This window comes from Bacteroidota bacterium, assembly GCA_005882315.1.
Lineage (GTDB): Bacteria > Bacteroidota > Bacteroidia > Chitinophagales > Chitinophagaceae > VBAR01.
In genome coordinates this window covers 2,547,054-2,564,535 of the sequence record VBAR01000001.1, presented here as the reverse complement: position 1 = coordinate 2,564,535, position 17,482 = coordinate 2,547,054, and the positions used below count along the sequence as shown (strand labels likewise).

The 17,482-nt window shown below is 38.9% G+C and carries 16 protein-coding genes; 8 read left to right on the top strand and 8 right to left on the bottom strand.

Annotation, left to right across the window (positions count from 1 at the left end; genetic code table 11):
• Positions 1–14: 14 nt before the first annotated feature.
• On the bottom strand, positions 15–527 hold the full coding sequence (locus E6H07_10640) for a hypothetical protein (protein ID TMI66326.1): 513 nt from the start codon (positions 525–527) through the stop codon (positions 15–17).
• Positions 528–681: 154 nt separating this feature from the next.
• Here E6H07_10640 and E6H07_10635 point away from each other — a divergent pair, with 154 nt between their 5' ends.
• From E6H07_10635 to E6H07_10615, 5 genes are all read left to right on the top strand, one after another.
• A complete protein-coding gene (locus E6H07_10635; protein TMI66325.1) occupies positions 682–1,410 on the top strand; it encodes a CPBP family intramembrane metalloprotease in 729 nt (242 codons plus the stop codon).
• Positions 1,411–1,505: 95 nt separating this feature from the next.
• Positions 1,506–1,868, top strand: coding sequence for a transcription initiation protein (locus E6H07_10630; GenBank protein TMI66324.1), 363 nt, complete (start codon positions 1,506–1,508; stop codon positions 1,866–1,868).
• Between the two features lie 41 nt (positions 1,869–1,909).
• Positions 1,910–3,139: a sigma-70 family RNA polymerase sigma factor gene (locus tag E6H07_10625; protein TMI66323.1), complete on the top strand. Its 1,230-nt coding sequence runs from the start codon at positions 1,910–1,912 to the stop codon at positions 3,137–3,139.
• 180 nt (positions 3,140–3,319) lie between these two features.
• Complete coding sequence (locus tag E6H07_10620) at positions 3,320–3,625, top strand: hypothetical protein (protein ID TMI66322.1); 306 nt, start codon at positions 3,320–3,322, stop codon at positions 3,623–3,625.
• A 68-nt stretch (positions 3,626–3,693) separates the two neighbouring features.
• Positions 3,694–3,924, top strand: coding sequence for a hypothetical protein (locus E6H07_10615; protein ID TMI66321.1), 231 nt, complete (start codon positions 3,694–3,696; stop codon positions 3,922–3,924).
• A gap of 44 nt (positions 3,925–3,968) precedes the next feature.
• On the opposite strand, the gene E6H07_10610 is transcribed toward E6H07_10615, so the two are convergent.
• On the bottom strand, positions 3,969–4,880 hold the full coding sequence (locus E6H07_10610) for a hypothetical protein (protein ID TMI66320.1): 912 nt from the start codon (positions 4,878–4,880) through the stop codon (positions 3,969–3,971).
• 302 nt (positions 4,881–5,182) lie between these two features.
• Between E6H07_10610 and E6H07_10605 the strand changes: the two genes are divergently transcribed.
• The 3 genes from E6H07_10605 to E6H07_10595 all read left to right on the top strand — a co-directional run bounded on the left by E6H07_10605 (position 5,183) and on the right by E6H07_10595 (position 8,354).
• On the top strand, positions 5,183–6,325 hold the full coding sequence (locus E6H07_10605; protein ID TMI66319.1) for a serine hydrolase: 1,143 nt from the start codon (positions 5,183–5,185) through the stop codon (positions 6,323–6,325).
• A gap of 172 nt (positions 6,326–6,497) precedes the next feature.
• Complete coding sequence (locus E6H07_10600) at positions 6,498–7,823, top strand: toll/interleukin-1 receptor domain-containing protein (protein TMI66318.1); 1,326 nt, start codon at positions 6,498–6,500, stop codon at positions 7,821–7,823.
• Between the two features lie 207 nt (positions 7,824–8,030).
• Positions 8,031–8,354, top strand: a complete 324-nt coding sequence (locus tag E6H07_10595) for a hypothetical protein (GenBank protein ID TMI66317.1) — start codon at positions 8,031–8,033, stop codon at positions 8,352–8,354.
• A 317-nt stretch (positions 8,355–8,671) separates the two neighbouring features.
• Here the strand turns inward: E6H07_10595 and ftsZ are convergent, their stop codons facing one another.
• The 6 genes from ftsZ to E6H07_10565 form a co-directional block, all read right to left on the bottom strand.
• Positions 8,672–10,666: a cell division protein FtsZ gene (gene ftsZ, locus E6H07_10590; protein TMI66316.1), complete on the bottom strand. Its 1,995-nt coding sequence runs from the start codon at positions 10,664–10,666 to the stop codon at positions 8,672–8,674.
• Between the two features lie 142 nt (positions 10,667–10,808).
• Positions 10,809–12,176: a cell division protein FtsA gene (gene ftsA, locus E6H07_10585; protein ID TMI66315.1), complete on the bottom strand. Its 1,368-nt coding sequence runs from the start codon at positions 12,174–12,176 to the stop codon at positions 10,809–10,811.
• A gap of 158 nt (positions 12,177–12,334) precedes the next feature.
• Entirely contained in the window at positions 12,335–13,327 is a 993-nt protein-coding gene (locus tag E6H07_10580; protein ID TMI66314.1) for a hypothetical protein, read from the bottom strand.
• A 146-nt stretch (positions 13,328–13,473) separates the two neighbouring features.
• Positions 13,474–14,853 carry a UDP-N-acetylmuramate--L-alanine ligase gene (locus tag E6H07_10575; protein TMI66523.1) on the bottom strand — a complete coding sequence of 460 codons (1,380 nt, stop codon included), beginning with the start codon at positions 14,851–14,853 and terminating at the stop codon, positions 13,474–13,476.
• 161 nt (positions 14,854–15,014) lie between these two features.
• A complete protein-coding gene (gene murG, locus E6H07_10570; protein TMI66313.1) occupies positions 15,015–16,157 on the bottom strand; it encodes an undecaprenyldiphospho-muramoylpentapeptide beta-N-acetylglucosaminyltransferase in 1,143 nt (380 codons plus the stop codon).
• Positions 16,158–16,159: 2 nt separating this feature from the next.
• Positions 16,160–17,428: a cell division protein FtsW gene (locus tag E6H07_10565; GenBank protein TMI66312.1), complete on the bottom strand. Its 1,269-nt coding sequence runs from the start codon at positions 17,426–17,428 to the stop codon at positions 16,160–16,162.
• Between the last annotated feature and the right edge of the window lie 54 nt (positions 17,429–17,482).

Here is a 17,482-nt window from a genome sequence, read left to right as displayed (position 1 = left end):
GTAATTAAAACTGATCAGGCCTTGGGGGGTGGCGAATTTATCTCTTTGAAAGAAGAAATTAAACTCACATCTAAAATGGGAAATTGGCCAGGTGCAACTGTAAATATTTCAGGAACAATTTCAGTTCTCTGCAATACATAAACAGAAAACTGGAATTTTAGCGCTGAACTTTCGGATCTGTTGTTTCTATTGTTATGGTTTACAGTTTTAGAAAAATTCGAAAGAAGTTCCTTTTCTTTTTTATCGTTTATACAGTATAGATAAGTCTTTCCATCTTCATGTTTGATCTTTGCAACGTCATACAAATTACCATCCAGGTAAAATTCTTTATCGGCCTCCTCCCATTCTATTTTGTCTGCATACTGCTCCTGTATGATCAGTTCAAGTGATGATTCGGGAATACTGGCAAATAACTCTTCTTTAATTTCCTCTTTGATCTGGTACTGACGATAACTGTAAAAGAAGTAATAGCCGATTTGGCTAATAAAGATCATTATAAGAAAACATGCAGCAGTTACCTTTTTCACTTTAAGCAGATATGCGGCTAAGTTATTAATTTTCCCGATAACAGGCCTCCTCGTTGGTATAAATTATTCATTGATTTATAGAGGTTTTGAGCAAATCCGGTATTTTTAAGTGTTGACCAGTTGACACACTCTTATAAAAAATCTTAATAATCAAATGTTAGGCATTCTCGTACAACTCGCAATTTCCTGGCTGATCATATGGTTGGTCGAAAAAGGCAATCTATCTGTTCTGGGCTTCTTTCCAACTAAAAAAAGACTGACCGGTTTTGTAGTTTTCTTTTTTATTACTGCTATTTGTTGCGCATCAGAGTTTGTAATGAGAATTGGTTTTGCAAAAGAACAATGGCAGTTAAATCCAGCATTGTCAGCGAATTTAGTTGCAGAAGGGCTTTGGTGGAATATCAAGTCGGTATTATTTGAAGAGCTGATCTTTCGGGGTGTGCTGCTGTATATTCTTATAAAAAGACTGGGTTCAGTAAAAGGAATAATTATTTCCTCAATAGCTTTCGGTATTTATCATTGGTTTTCGCAGGAAGCATTTGGCGACCCGAAACAAATGCTCATACTATTTATAATGACCGGCATCATGGGTTTGTTGCTTGCCTATGGTTATGCAAAAACATTTTCATTGTATATACCCTGCGCCATTCATTTAGGATGGAACCTGACCAAAGGATTTATTTTTTCTGAAGGCCCCATCGGGCAAGGAATATTCATACAAAAACAACCGCAGCCGGAAGTAACCGTTTCTTATTTTATCTTTTTTGTTATACTGTTTTTGCCAATATTAAGTATGTGGATAATCAATTACTTGTTATTGAGAAAACATAAACAGGAACCGCTACCTACGAAGCAAGCAAAATATTTCGAAAATATTTTTTGAAATATTTGTCCAATCCGGAAAGGTTCACTTGTTATTAATGCGTAACCAGATTATTAAAACTGTTCCGTGAATAGCGGAGCATAAAACTTAAAGAAATGAATGAATATGCATTGATCATGCGGCATGAAGACGGCCAGGCAGTCGCTTCACCCGAGCAATTACAGGAATGGATGAAACAAACCATGGACTGGATCGGTGGCATTGCTGCACAAAACAAATTTGTAAGTGGTACCGGCTTGCCTTTTAGCGATGCAAGAGTAGTAACCAATAAGGGTTCAAAAAACATTGTTACTAACGGCCCCTTTGGTGATATTAAAGAAACGATCGGCGGATTGATCATCGTAAAAGCGGAATCGATCGAAGAAGCTGTAGAGTTTGCCAAAGGCTGTCCTGTATTGCAGGGAGAAGGCAATAGCCTGGAAGTGCGGAAAATTGCAAAAGGAGATGGTGTGCATTAATGATAGAACAGCCCCTGTACTTTTGCAGGGGCCTATTATATATGCAACAACCTGAATTGATACCGCATTTGTTCCGCACAGAATACCGGAAGATCGTTTCCGTATTAAGTCGTCATTTCGGGTTTGAACAAATAGAAATAGCCGAAGATATTGCAAGCGATACTTTTCTTACGGCTGCGCAGACATGGAGTATGAATGGCATACCTGAAAATCCTGTTGCATGGCTTTATCATGTTGCAAAAAATAAAGCAAGAAACTATTTGCAGCGCAATGATCTCTTTGATAAAAAAATTGTACCTGAAATTAAAGCAACAAAAGAAGCCTCTGCTGAAATAGAAATTGATCTTTCCCTTCAGAATATAAACGATAGTCAATTGCAAATGATGTTTGCCATTTGCCATCCTGCTATTTCTCCCGAAGCACAGATCGGTTTATCCCTTCGTATCCTTTGCGGTTTTGGTATTGAAGAAATTGCGGATGCATTTTTAAGTAATAAAGAAACGATCAATAAAAGATTATCGAGGGCAAAAGAAAAACTGCGTGAAGAAAAGATAAAAATAGAATTACCCGGTCCTGCTGAAATTGATGTACGTCTTACAACAGTACTACGAACTATTTATCTTTTATTCAGTGAAGGTTATTATTCCACCAGTCAGAACCAGCCAATACGAAAAGAACTTTGTATTGAAGCAATGCGGCTTTGCAGCATGCTTATCGAAAATGAAACTACCAACAAACCTGAAGTGAATGCTTTGTTTGCATTGATGTGTTTTCATACTTCAAGATTTGAAGCCCGGTTGGATAAAAATGGTGAGCTTGTTTTATATGAAGAGCAAGACACTGATCTCTGGAATACTGAACTGATCAATAACGGGATTTACTATTTCCATCAATCTGCTGGTGGAAACCAGCTTTCAAAATATCATTTGGAAGCGGCGATTGCTTATTGGAATACCCAGAAAGCCGATACAGAAGAAAAATGGTCGGCCATTCTGCAATTGTATAACCACCTGCTGCAAATAGAATACTCCCCTATTGCTGCACTCAACAGAACTTATGCTGTGGCCAAAGTAAAAGGAAAACAACAGGCTATTGCTGAAGCAGAAAAACTAAAGCTAACAGATAGCCAGTTTTATTTTGCTTTACTCGGCGAACTATACACTGATATTGACTATCAAAAGGCAAAAGAGAATTTTGAAAAAGCTTACTCACTTGCAAAAACAGTGGCAGATAAACATGCTATTCAGAAGAAGATTGAGAAATTCAAGTAACCCTAATTGTTATATTGCATCACGCTGTGACTTGCCTTCGCAACATCAATTGAAGTTTATTCAGCATCAGCATTTCTATTTATCTTTAGTTACCGGGCTGACGAATCATGGAATATCAGCACAGCAGAAAGTCCTGACCGTTAGCGGTAATAGAAAATTATAATTTTTAAAAGGTCCCATATGAAAATTGAAGAAGACATCTCTCTCATTCTTAGTGGGGTCAGAGCATTGACAGGAGAAATCACTCCGCCACTAAGAAGCGCATCTATCGAGTTAAGTAATAAAAAAATCATTTTTAAATGCGTATTCGACGAAACCGCAACCGAGGATGATTTTGAATTACTTTCTGCTGCTGCGACAGAAATTATTGCTGACTTTCCAGATTATGTCCTGGAAGAAATATTTCAGAAGATCCCGCAGCCGGAACCTACGAATCCTTTAAAGAATGTGCTGTTCCACCGACATGAATCCAATTATTGGAAATAAAGCTTTAATCGGAATTATTGCTTAATGTACTCAAATGATCAAACTACAAGATAGAGGTTGAGTTTTTTATGGCACAAGTTGTGGCGAGATCCCACGACATAAACAAAAAATTATTTTTATTCTGTAACTTTCATCACAGCTTCGAGTCAAGACCAAAAGACCTGGGATATTGGATGGGCTATAAGATCACTAAAGCCTACTATACAAAAGCGACAGATAAAACAAAAGCAATACAAGAAATATTAAATATCAAAGACTTTACTTCCTTTCTTGCAGACAGCGGATACAACGGAGAATAGAATCAGGTAAGCTTCTTACTCTCTTATGTTCGTTTACAATTCCTTTAGCGTTTATAAACGATAAAATTAAAATCCGTTTCTGTAGAAATATGATCACTATTATATATTCTTAGAGATATGTATGACTCACCAAATACTTCCCTTATAGTAGAAAATCTAATAACATCACCTATAGGAGTAATAAAAACGCAATAATCAGATTCATTATAGTCTTCGCCTGTGATAGTAATCCGGTAATTCCCTGCACCTGTCCATAAAACACTAAAATTACCAGTACCGCTAAGAATGGTACCTACAAGATTAACCGAACCATAGCAAATAGGAACAAGGTTTGCTGTGCCTGTTGAGGGACGCTTTACGTCAGCCGTAACATTGATACTGGATGAAAAATTAACTTCGCCGGTTTTAGTTAAGGTTAACCTCGTAAAATTTCCACCGGAACGCAACTTTAAAGAACTATCAGACCCAAAAATAACTGCGCTTCGTATAGCGGTTACCTGGTTGCCCGAAAGTATGCCGCTTTCAATATTATTATTATTTGAAAATTGCAGCCAGCCTCCCTGGTCACCTTCAATCACTGCGGCTGGTGAGGAAATAAAAGGTCCGTTTGTTCCCTGTCCCTTTACTATATGCAGCAATGCCTGGGGAGAAGTATTGTTAATTCCTACATTCCCGTTACTGGTGTTCATTACCAATCCCCAGTTATTCAATGGTACACCGAAAAATCCAACATAATTATCTGAATGCATGCCAATAAAAGCCTGCGTATTCGAATTATCTATTTTATTAAAATAAATGCCCGCTGTAAATACTGCATCCTGGCTCCGGATGCGCATCCTGCCCGAAACATCCAGAAGGAATTGAGGATTTGTATTGCCAATACCAACATTTTGTGCAATGCCCCCAATAAATAGTTGAAGCAAAAAGGCATGGAAAGCAATTAATTTTTTTATCATAAAAAATTGTTTTGAATGAAACACCGGCAATTGTTCACAAGAGGGGTAATGGTATTAAGCAGGCTTAGTCTTTCTTATGGTTTGCGGGAATTTAATCGGCCGTTTTCGTGTGCACATTCAAACCGAGAAAAGCTTATCATCTCACTGTGTCATTATTAAATGTAATAATATAAATTAAGAATACGAAAATGTCTTTTTAGACTACTTCAGCACAAAAAAATGTTGACCGAAATAAGTAGCGTATTTTAGCAGTAATACACTTTAGCGGCTCTTTAATTTCCCATCAAAAAATAAATATTGTTATGCGTCATAAAATTGTTATCAGCCTGATTTGCCTGACAATATTCAGATATGGAATTAGCCAGACAGATCAATTACATTCATCTAAACCTATCGATCTGGAGGATGGGATCAAAACCGCATCCTTATCCGAAATGGGAATGAATCCATCAGTGATAGATACATTGTCAGCTCAAATTTCTTCCAATTATTATCCTAATATTCATAGTCTTCTGATATACAAAAACAACAAGCTTGTATTCGAAAAATACTTTCCGGGAAAAGATCAAATCTGGGGTAAGAATTTAGGCGTAATCGAACATTCTGCTAATAGCCCTCATGACGTCAGAAGCATTTCAAAAAGTGTAGTTTCCGCTTGTATAGGTATTGCTATTGCACAAGGTAAAATCAAAAGTGCCGAACAAAGAGTATTCGATTTCTTCCCGGAATATGCTGTCTACGACACGGGACTAAAGAAAACGCTGACTATAAAAAATCTTTTAACAATGACCTCTGGATTTGAATGGAATGAACAAGTTCCTTATGATAATCCGCTAAATAGTGAAATTCAAATGGACAAGAGTGAAGATCCTATAAATTTTGTCTTAAGCCGAAACTTAATATCTGCGCCGGGTAAAGTATGGAATTATAATGGAGGAACTACCGAAGTGCTTGCAGCAATTATTGAAAAAGCAACCGGGAAAAAGGTCGATGAATTTGCAAACCATTATCTTTTTAAACCTATGGGCATTACAAATTTTGAGTGGACTAAATTTCCCGGAACCAATACCCCTGCTGCTGCTTCAGGATTAAGACTGCGGTCGAGAGATCTATTAAAATTTGGCATTTTATATTATCAAAAGGGTAGTTGGAACAATAAGCATATTATATCTGAGAATTGGGCAACTGTGTCAATTCAAAAAGCAGTAGCAAGGCCTAATTCAAGAGGAGGATATGGATATTTGTTTTGGACGTATATAGACACAATTCAAAATAAACTAATTTCCACGAGTGCTGCGGTTGGAAATGGAGACCAAAGAATCTTCTATGATAAAACAAATAATTTATTGGTAGTGATAACTGCGGGTAACTATAATATATGGACAATCAAGAATGATTCTTTTGCTATTTTACAGAAAATATATGAATCCTTTTCTGTAAAATGATATCCGTCCTCACGGGGTCTCTCAGTTATTTTTTATTTATCGAAGTTTCTTCTTGAGAAGACCTCGGCAGGACATAAATCTTTTTGCACCGCAAAGGCTCCTAAAACAAATTCAGAATGACAAAACCCATGCTTATCTTTATGATCTCATTTCTTAGCCCCACCTATCGCCCATGCCAAGCAAGGTCTTCGTCAGCTATTCCCGCGCCGATTCGGCATTTGTAAAAAAACTTACTGCAGACCTTAAAACATTGGGCGTAGATATTTGGCTCGACCAGCTCGACATCCCCTTAGGCTCGTTGTGGGACATTGAAATAGAAACTGCATTAAACGAATGCAACTGTGTGCTTTTTGTGGCTTCACAGGCATCTGTTCAATCAAAAAATGCACTCGATGAAGTGTACGCAGCTTTGGAAGAAAATAAACGGGTTGTTCCCATCCGCATCGATAACTGCAATCTTCCCTTCAGGCTCAAAAGACTGCAGCATTACGATGTTACGGATAGTTATGATGAAGTATTGCAAACAGTGAGTAATACCCTGATGCTAAAAGTGAACGAAGACCGGCAGCCGCAGCAGCAAACCGAAGAAGAACAACTGCGGGAAGAAGAATGGCATAAGCAGCAAAAGCTCCTTCAGCCACAAAAGTCACTCCGAAAAGTCTATTACATTATAGGGTCTGTTGTTGCTGGAATAGCAATTATTGTGTGGATAATTGTTGCATCTTCAGCATCACACAGTTCATTCGGTTTTTCAAAGGTTGATACTTCTGTCACTTCATCCACTTTAGCAAGCGACACTTTTCATAGCAGGACTTCAACCGATACTTCAGTAATGCAGAGCACTACATCAATTGCCGATTCCCCAAAAATTCATACACCAGCTAAGCAGCCGGTTAAAAACTCAAATAGCCTGAAAGCGACAGAAAAATATGCTGACCCAAAGAAGCAATCGTCTGCCGGCAAAGATTTTTTACCGGCTAATGGAAAAGAAAGACCAAAAAGCTCCGACGACCTGGTGATGGAAGGAGGAGCATACTACGATGCATTGAAGTATCCGTTAGCAAGGGAAAAGTGGAACGAAGCTGCAAGCCTTGGAAACAGTGATGCCATGCGCAACATTGGACTTATGTATGAACTGGGCAGAGGAGAAAATATGAATTATGATAAAGCCCTTGACTGGTTTAATGCCGCAAAAAACAAAGGACACACGTACGTGAAGGACGATATTGCAAGAGTACAGGGTAAGAAAAGCCTTTCATTAGTACTAGAGGGAGGAGCATATTACAATGCTGACAAATTTAGTTTGGCAAGAGAAAAATGGGACGAAGCTGCAAAGCTCGGTAATAGTGACGCTATGAGAAACATTGGAATTATGTATGAATACGGACGCGGTACGAGTATAGATCTTGAGCAAGCTCTTAAATGGTATAATGCTTCAAAGCAACGAGGAAATCTGCAAGTGGATACTGATATTATGAGAGTAAAATCGAAACAATGATTTTTCGCCCTTTAGTTGTAGCAGGGTCTTCACCCATAGCCTTGCGTGTTAGTTACGCCGTTGTTGTTGCTCAAAATAAAGTTTCTGATTCTTCACCAATAATACAATCATAATACAATTTCGGTTGTTGGTGAAGAAAATTAAATGAGCAAAGACTTAACTTCGAAAACACCAACAACGGCGTAAATTCCATTTATAAAAAAAGACATGTTTATTGATCCGCTTGATTCAATATTGAATGCGTTAAAATCAAACATCAAACAAGGTTTGGTTGATGAAGAAATTGTGCTAAACGCTTTCGATAATAAAGAACCGGACAATTTCGAGCAATTAATGAATAAATTAATTAATGATGATTTAGTTCGAATGGGAGAAAAAGGATATAAACATTATTGGGGACAATCTTACGTTTTGACTTTAAAAGGAATTTCATTTATAGATAATGGTGGATACTCTGGGTTAGAATCAAAAAACAAAAAATCAATAGAAACTCAAGCAGAAAAAGAAAATCTAGAACTACAACAACTCTGAACCAATGTTCAGCTTTTAACAAACCAACATCTCGACTATCAAAAAGATAGAAAAAGGTTTATCAGAAATGAATGGGCTGTGTGGATAGGCATAATATTGTCATTGATTGCAATAATTCTTACTCTGGCAATTAAAAAATAGTCATATTCGAGCACAATAGAATTCCCAACCGTACAAGAGTGCGACGCAACAAAAACTTAATAGTAGTAATGTAGCCTAGTTCATAATAAAAAAACCCTCCGGTAGAAACCGGAGGGAACAACTAAAAACACTAGCCTTATTTATTTCATTGGAACGGGCTATGTATGTGAGATCGGTTAGTCTGGTTTTTTACCATCCAAAAATGTATTGATAGTGCTCAGCGTTGCTTTGCTGTCACCATCTTTTTTTACTTCGATATTACTGTAGAAATTTTCCGCAACGGAAGACTGGTTATAGAGTTCCATATTGCGGCGGATGTAGGCCGGCACAGTCTCAAACTCATTATTCGGATCGGCTGCGTTGAAATTGAACGATAAATTCCGCAGCTTCTGCAGTCGTTCTGCTGCCCTACGTTGTTGCTCCTCCTCTTCGTCAGGCATAGCCTGGTCCTCTGAGATGGTAGGCATCGGTGTATGAGAATGATGGGCCAACGGCGCATCCGCCGCTGGAATGTCATCACGCATTACCAATTGCAGATCGGGAAGAACTTCCTCCTCTTTCTGCGGGGGTATATGCGAATGCGGTTTTTCAGCAGAAGTTATTGGGGTGATTTCCCCTGGTTTGCTTTCTGCATAGATATTAGCTGGCCTTGCCAGGTAGCCACCAGATGCTGCAGACACCGGCGCACTTATTTCAAATATGTTTTTTACGGGCTGATTGTTCTCGGGAATGGCAGCTTCATTGATTTTTGGTTGCTCTGCCGAAACTATGGTATTCGTTATTATACTTTGTTCTTTTACGACTTCTTTTTTGTCTTCTTTCGTAATATTACTACTCGTATTGTTCGTAGTATTACTATCAGCTTTCATATCCAATTCCCAATGAATAACGGTGCTGCTCTCTTCTTTCTTTTCCTGGTAGCTATCGATATCCATTTCTTCTTCTTCCAATTCATCTTCATCGATCACCATCATTGCTGAAATAGGTTCTTCGGATGCAGGAGTTTCTATCATTACAGGAGCTAAATGCTCAGGAGTTATAGATTCCGGATGCTGGATACTGGATACTGGATTCTTGGCTCCTGGCTCCTGACTCCTGACTCCTGACTCCTGACTACTAACTTTCGGTTTCTCTTCCTCACCCAACACCATAATTATTTTTTCTTCTGAAGGCTTTTTCTTTTCAACAGGTTTTGTAAATGGATCCTTATGCTGAAAGCCTGTTGCAATGATCGTGATACCCAATTGATCGCCGAGTGTATTATCATAACCCAAACCGAGTATCACATCACTATCCTCACCCGCCTGTGCTAAAACATAGTTCTGTATCACTTCTACTTCATCCATAGTGAATTCATGTTCTCCTTCAGAACTATTAATGTTCATCAATATCCATTTAGCACCTTTGATCTCATTATCGTTCAGCAATGGTGAGTTCAATGCTTCTTCAATAGCTTGTTGTGCACGGTTCTCTCCTGCTACTGCTGAGTTACCAAGTATTGCTACACCACCATTCTTCATTACTGTGCATACATCGGCAAAGTCAACATTGATCTGGCCGGTGCTGCTGATAACATCGGTGATACATTTTGCAGCTGTTGCCAATACATTATCTGCTTTTGCAAATGCATCACGCATTTTTAAATTACCATATTGGTGACGCAGTTTATCATTACTGATAACAAGTAATGTATCTACATATCCTTTTAATATTTTTATTCCTTCTTCTGCCTGTAGCTGACGCTTTTTTCCTTCATAAGCAAAAGGCGTTGTGACAATACCCACTGTGAGTATGCCGAGGTCTTTACAAATTTTTGCAATGATCGGTGCACCGCCTGTACCTGTACCACCGCCCATACCAGCAGTAATAAATGCCATCTTGGTATTTACTTCCAGTATGCGTTTTATTTCTTCCAATGATTCTTCGGTTGCCTGTCTGCCGATCTCCGGATTGGCACCGGCACCAAGGCCTTGTGTAAGATGTGGTCCGAGTTGGATACGGTTAGGAATAGCACTGTTGGCTAATGCCTGTGCATCGGTATTACAGATAATAAAATTGCAACCTTCTATTACCTGGCTATGCATGTGGTTAACGGCATTACCGCCACCACCGCCTACGCCAATCACTTTTATAATGGATGACTTTTCTTTGGGCAGATCAAAATGTATCATAGTAATTGATTTTAAAGGCCCCTCCAAATCCCGCTGGGGCGGGACTTACGAAGCTGTTGACAATTGGGTTAGTTGTTTTAAAAAGAGCTTTTCAAAATATCGGGTTCTAAAGTCCCCCTTGGGGGATTTAGGGGGCCGGTTGTTATAGATGTTTATCTTCTTCTTCTTTGAACAGATCAATGATCCCATCTTTAAACTTGCCCCAGAAATTGCTAAGGCCTTTACGTTCCTTCATCTGCTGCTCACTTACTCCTTCTATAGTTGCATCAATTTCAGCTTCAGATCTTTTTAAACCATCAGGCACACCAACTTTTCTGAAACCTTTTTCAAACTCCTTGCGGTTATGCTCATAATCATCATACCCTTTCAGGATAAGTCCGATACAAGTGGAATAAGTTGGTTTAGCCAATTCTTCAATATGTCCTGCAGCTAAATGCTCATTAGGATATCCGATACGTGCAGGTAAACCGGTTGTATACTCAGTCAGCTGAATTAAATGTTTAAGTTGTGAACCACCGCCTGTAAGGATGATACCACCATTCAGCATGCGATTGTCTAAACCAACCTGCTTCAAATGGTATGTAACAAAATCCATGATCTCACTCATTCTTGCTTGTATGATATTGGCAAGATTCTTAACACTGATCTCTTTTGCAGGCATACCACGCAATCCCGGTATAGTGATATAAGCATTTCCTTTTGCTTCATTTGCCAATGCACTTCCAAATTGCATTTTCATTTGCTCAGCTTGTGTTTTTAATACACCCAAACCGGTTTTAATATCATTGGTAATATTTTCACCGGCAAAAGGAATAACAGCAGTATGTTTTAAAATTCCTTCGTAGAAAACAGCAAGGTCAGTTGTACCGCCACCGATATCAACGATTGCCACACCTGCTTCCAGGTCTTCCTGTCCCATTACTGCAGAAGATGAAGCCAACGGCTGCAACACCAGGTCTTTTGTATGCAAACCCGATTTCTCAACGCTGCGGTTGATATTACGAATAGCATTTTTATCGCCGGTGATGATGTGGAAGTTAGCGCCAAGCTTTACGCCTCCATAACCGATCGGCTTTACGATATTTTGAAAATTATCAATCGTAAACTCTTGCGGTATCACATCAATGATCTGGTCACCCGCAGGAATATAAGTTTTGTACTGGTCAGCGACCAACTGGTCGATCTCTGATTGATTAATTTCATTTTCTGTATTCTGGCGAACGATATCGCCACGGGTTTGCAGGCTTTTGATATGATGACCTGCAATGCCAACATACACTTCTCCTATCTCCAGGTCAGGATTACTTGCCATGCAGTTTTGCAATGCAGTGTTGATGGCTTTAATTGTTTCATCGATGTTCAACACCTGTCCGTGTTTAACACCGTTGCTGTTGGCACGGCCAAAGCCTAAGATCTCCAGTTTACCGAATTCATTTTTACGACCGGCAATAACAGCGATCTTGGTGGTTCCAATGTCGAGTCCGACAATAATGGGCTGCTCGTTGTTCATAGTATTGCGTTTTTAGTTGTTTACGTATTTAGTTTTAGTTGTTAGCTGTTTTGGTTTTTTGTTGTCATCATCATTACTACTATCATCGTCTGTTGTGTCGCACACTTGTACGTTCTGTTCGTTATTCTGCCTCCTATCTACCGACTCCTAACTCCGAACTAATTCTTCTTCATCATCACTGCTCTTGGTTTGGGCGGATTATTAGTCTTCACAGGAACAGGGTTAGTATTATTTGTTGTTGTATCAAATGCGATAACTCTTGGTGCATTAATAATACCTGCTGAATCATTTTGCGCTTCACGGGATTGCAGCAATAATTTTTCTACATTCTTTCTTAACAGAACAGAGTCCACTTTACCAATTGGCTTTTCCTTCAGCCCAATTACCTGGCCTTTGTACTGCACATCCAGCACCGGGTATTTATCAAAACCTGATTTACTTAATACCTGCTTATAGAAAGTAAAGAGTCTGCTAAATTTTTCTTCCAGGTTTTCGGCATTACCTAATCTTACTGTATGATTGCCGACAACGGGAACCATTTCAAATTGCCAGCAGTTGAATCCGCAATTGATAATATCTAATTGTGCTACCTGGCTATTCCAGAATTCATTGTGCTGAACAAACTGTGCAACTAATTTTACATCCTGCATTAATGCACTATCATTAGGGGTCCATACTTTTTTTTCAGGGAAGTTGGTGAAAACAGGAACTCTTGCACTCATCTTATCAGATAAGGACATTCTTTTAACTGTACTGTCTATATAATATGTATTACCTGCTGTTGTGAAGATTCTTGCAACAGGTTCTCTTTCGGTTACAATAACATTGAGTACATTCTTATTGTCAAACCAAAGTTCAGCGTCTTGTATCCATTCATTATCCTCCAATAGCTCTTCCAATTTTCTCATTTTGATATCGGAGACATGCTGGCCTTTAATAGAACCACCGGATGCTGCAGTCAGCAATTTTGTAATATCCTTTACATCAACAAAGAAATTTTGTTGCGCCCCTTTAATGGTGACCTGGTAATCACTGCAGGTTTCTTTTTTCTTTTTTCCTATGGCTGCTACCAGCAGGGTGATCATGCCTCCGCCAATTACCACCCATAGCAGGATGAATAATACTTTTCGTATCGTTTGTTTGGTATTCAACTGTTACTACTTTACTTTTTTGTACACCGGGTTTTCACCCGGTGCTATTCATGTTCAACCCCTTCGGGGTTGAGTACATTCATTAATCCTAAGAACATTTCCTCAATCCGCAAATCCGCACATCATCACATCCGCACATTTGCTAATCAACTCATCAAAAAATCACCAACCGGCTTTACCATTGTATCTATATCCCCTGCTCCCGCCATTATCAACAACTCACCGAATTCTTTATTCGCATTTTTTGAAAAATCATTCTTCACCCAATTCATCACTTCATCTTTTGTCATCGCTCTTTTATGGTTGCTTTTCATTTTATCAAGGATCATCTGGCTGTTCACACCTTCTATCGGTAATTCTCTTGCCGGGTATATCGGCAATAAAATTGTTTCATCAGCAAGGTCAAGCACTTCTGCAAAGCCATCAGCAAAGTCCCTTGTTCTTGTGTACAGGTGCGGTTGAAAAATGATGGTACATTTTCTTTCCCTGAACAAAGACTTAGCGCCATTCAGCAATGCCCTTAACTCTTCCGGGTGGTGAGCATAATCATCAACCAATACCATTTGTTTTGTTTTGATGATATACTCAAACCTTCTCTTCACCCCGCGAAAATCTTCCACCGCTGCTTTGATCTTTTCATTTTCAATTCCCAAAGAACTTGCTACACCAATCGCCGCTGTTACATTCTCCACATTATGCATTCCACCCATATTCAATTTCACATTTTCGAGCTTGTTATCGTTCATCACCACATCAAACTCATAACTACCGTCGTCCATTTTTATATTTCCGGCATATACATCTGCGCTTTCATTTTGCAAACTGTATGTCAGGTGCCTGTCTGCTTTTAATTCTTTTCCTCTTTGTAAGCCATGCTTGCTCAGCAACAAACCACCTTTTTTTACTTTACTGCTGAATTCGATAAATGCCTTTTCCATTTCAGCAGGAGTACCATATATATCGAGGTGGTCGGCATCCATGGCTGTAATGATGGCTACATCCGGACTTAATTTCAAAAAACTTCTATCATATTCATCAGCTTCTATCACACATACATTTCTTTCATTGCTCCAGAAATTAGTTCCATAGTTTACTGATATGCCACCGAGAAATGCATTACAACCATAACCTGTATGACGGAGCAAATGCGCCACCATTGTTGTAATTGTTGTTTTACCATGTGTACCTGCGATGCAGATATTAAAAGAGCTTTCGGAGATCATCTGTAACACATCACTCCGCTTTACTACTTTGTATCCATTCTGCTGATAATACACCAACTCTTTGTGATCCTTTGGAACAGCAGGTGTATAAACAACCAGTTCCACTTCTTTTGGGATTAAATCCATTCTTTCTTCATAATGAATTTCAATTCCACTTGCCATCAATTCCTTTGTCAAAGAAGTTTCTGTTTTATCATAGCCACTTACCTTAACTTCTTTTGAATGAAAGTAACGGGCCAATGCACTCATCCCGATCCCACCAATGCCAATAAAATAAACTGACTTGATCTTATTAATTGGCATACTTGATTCACTCACAGTTTTAAAATTTTCAATTTTCAATCCTATACATCCCCCGAAGGGGGTTCTTCATAAGGACAGTATTGATTGGACCTTCTTACCCCTAACCCCCGTCCGACCCGTCATCCGGGCGGGCCTAAAGGGGATTAGGATAATTTCTTAAATCAGCTTATTGTCTTTAATACTTCATCAGCTACCCTTTCATCAGCATTTATGACTGCAAGCTTTGAAATATTAACTTTCATTTCATTTTGTTTTGTCTCATTATTCGCCAAATCAATAATTGTTTGTAAGAGCTTTTCTTTTACTTCACTGTCTTTGATCATCATCGCTGCATTTTTCTCAACAAGCCTTTTAGCATTCACGGTCTGATGATCTTCTGCAGCGAACGGATACGGAACAAAAATTACCGGCTTCTTCGCTACACAGAGTTCAGCAACTGTCATTGCGCCGGAACGGGATACAACAATATCCGCAGCTCCATAAGCATTCTCCATTTGGGTGATAAACTCATTTACCCAAACACCATTTTTCTCTTCACATCTTTTCTTTGCTGTTGCTGCATATGGTTTTCCTGTCTGCCAAATGATCTGTAAGTCTGCCTTCAACAATTCTTCCAGGTGCATATCAATTGCTTCATTAATTGATCTTGCTCCCAGGCTTCCACCAACAACCAAAACAGTTTTTTTCATTTCATTCAATGAGAAAAATTTTATTGCTTCTGTTTTATTGGTTGTGTTGTGTGCAATTGCCGCTCTTACAGGGTTACCTGTTATCATCAGTTTATTGGCAGGAAAGAATTTTTCCATTCCATCAATTGCCACAAAAATTTTTGTAGCTTTTTTTCCCAGCAGCATATTTGATTTGCCTGCAAAAGAATTTGACTCATGAATAAAACTTGGAATTCTTTTAGCTTGTGCAAATCTTAAAACCGGGAAACTGGAATATCCGCCAACGCCAATCACTGCATCTGGCTTAAACTGGTTTACAATTCCCCTTACCTGAATAAAACTTTTGATAAGTTTGAATGGCAACCCAATGTTTTTTATCAAAGAACTGCGATTGAAACCTGCTATATCAATTCCTTCAATTTTATATCCTGCCTGTGGTACTTTTTCCATTTCCATTTTTCCTTTTGCTCCTACAAAAAGAATTTCAATACTGTTATCTCTTTTCTTCAACGCATTGGCAATTGCTATTGCCGGAAAAATATGTCCGCCTGTACCGCCTCCTGCTATTATAATGCGCCCCCTCCGCCCCCTAAAGGGGGAACCTGAAGCCTCACTATTATCATTTATATCACTCATCTTTAGTTAGCTTTATAAGCCTCTCCGCCTGAGGCGGAAGGTTTGGAGGGTTTCCCTTCTACCACTTCAGCATTTCTTGCTACACTTAATATTATTCCAATCGATAAACATGTAAATAAGAAACTTGTTCCGCCCATACTTATCAATGGCAGTGTCACACCCGTTACCGGAAACAATCCAACACTTACTGCCATATTTATCATAGCCTGTATGACCAATGTAAAACTGAGACCCAATGCCAGGAATGCACCAAATGCATAAGGGCATTTTTTAAATATTCGAATACATCGGTACAAAAAAACGATATAGATAAATAGAATAAACATCCCTCCCACTAATCCATACTCCTCAATGATGATAGGGAAAATAAAATCATTATAAGCCTGTGGTAAAAAATTTCGTTGTGTACTGTTTCCCGGTCCGGCGCCAAAAGTGCCGCCTTGTGCAATAGCAATTTTAGCTTGTGTGATCTGGTAAGCATCTTCATCAATTACATTCTTGCTGCCATATATAAATGTTTCCACCCGGCTTACCCAAGTGTTTACCCTGCTTAATAAACCGGATGAAGAAGTCGCAGCTACGACTGCTTTATCAGAATTATTGTTATGTTTTATCATTGCCGCTCCAATAAGCATTAACACAGGGATCATAGCAATACAAATGACCAATAAAATATGCTTTGTGTTGGCCCGGCCGATAAACATGAGCAATAGGCAGCTAGCACCTAATAATAATGCGGTAGAAAGATTTGCGGGAGCGATCAATGCACACATGATAAGTACCGGTGTGATAACCGGAACAAATCCTGTTTTAAAATCCTTGATCACATGTTGCTTCTTACTAAGCAATCTTGCCAGGTACATAAACAACGCAAGTTTTGCCAGCTCAGAACTTTGCATGTTCATACCGATTATTGGGAGCCTGATCCACCGGCTACCTTCATTCATTCTTACCCCAAAGAATAAAGTATAGATCAGTAGCGGAATACAAAGCAGGAAAAGTATCTGGGCAAATTTTGAATAGAATGTATAATTAACAAGATGCGCAAAATAAATTACGATCATTCCAAATACAATAAACCCGATCTGTTTGAACAGGTAAATTTCTGTATTGCCACGATATTTCTGGTAAGCCAGCGAACCCGTAGCACTGTACACCGCAAGCAATGAAAACAAGACAAGCAACACTACTAAACCCCAGATGACTTTATCACCCTTGGTTTTTTGTCCAATGTTTTTAAATTGATTTTGTATGTTGAGTATTTCGGTCATCCTGTTACTTGTTGATGGTGGTTGGTTAATGGTCTTTGATTATTGGCTTTAGGT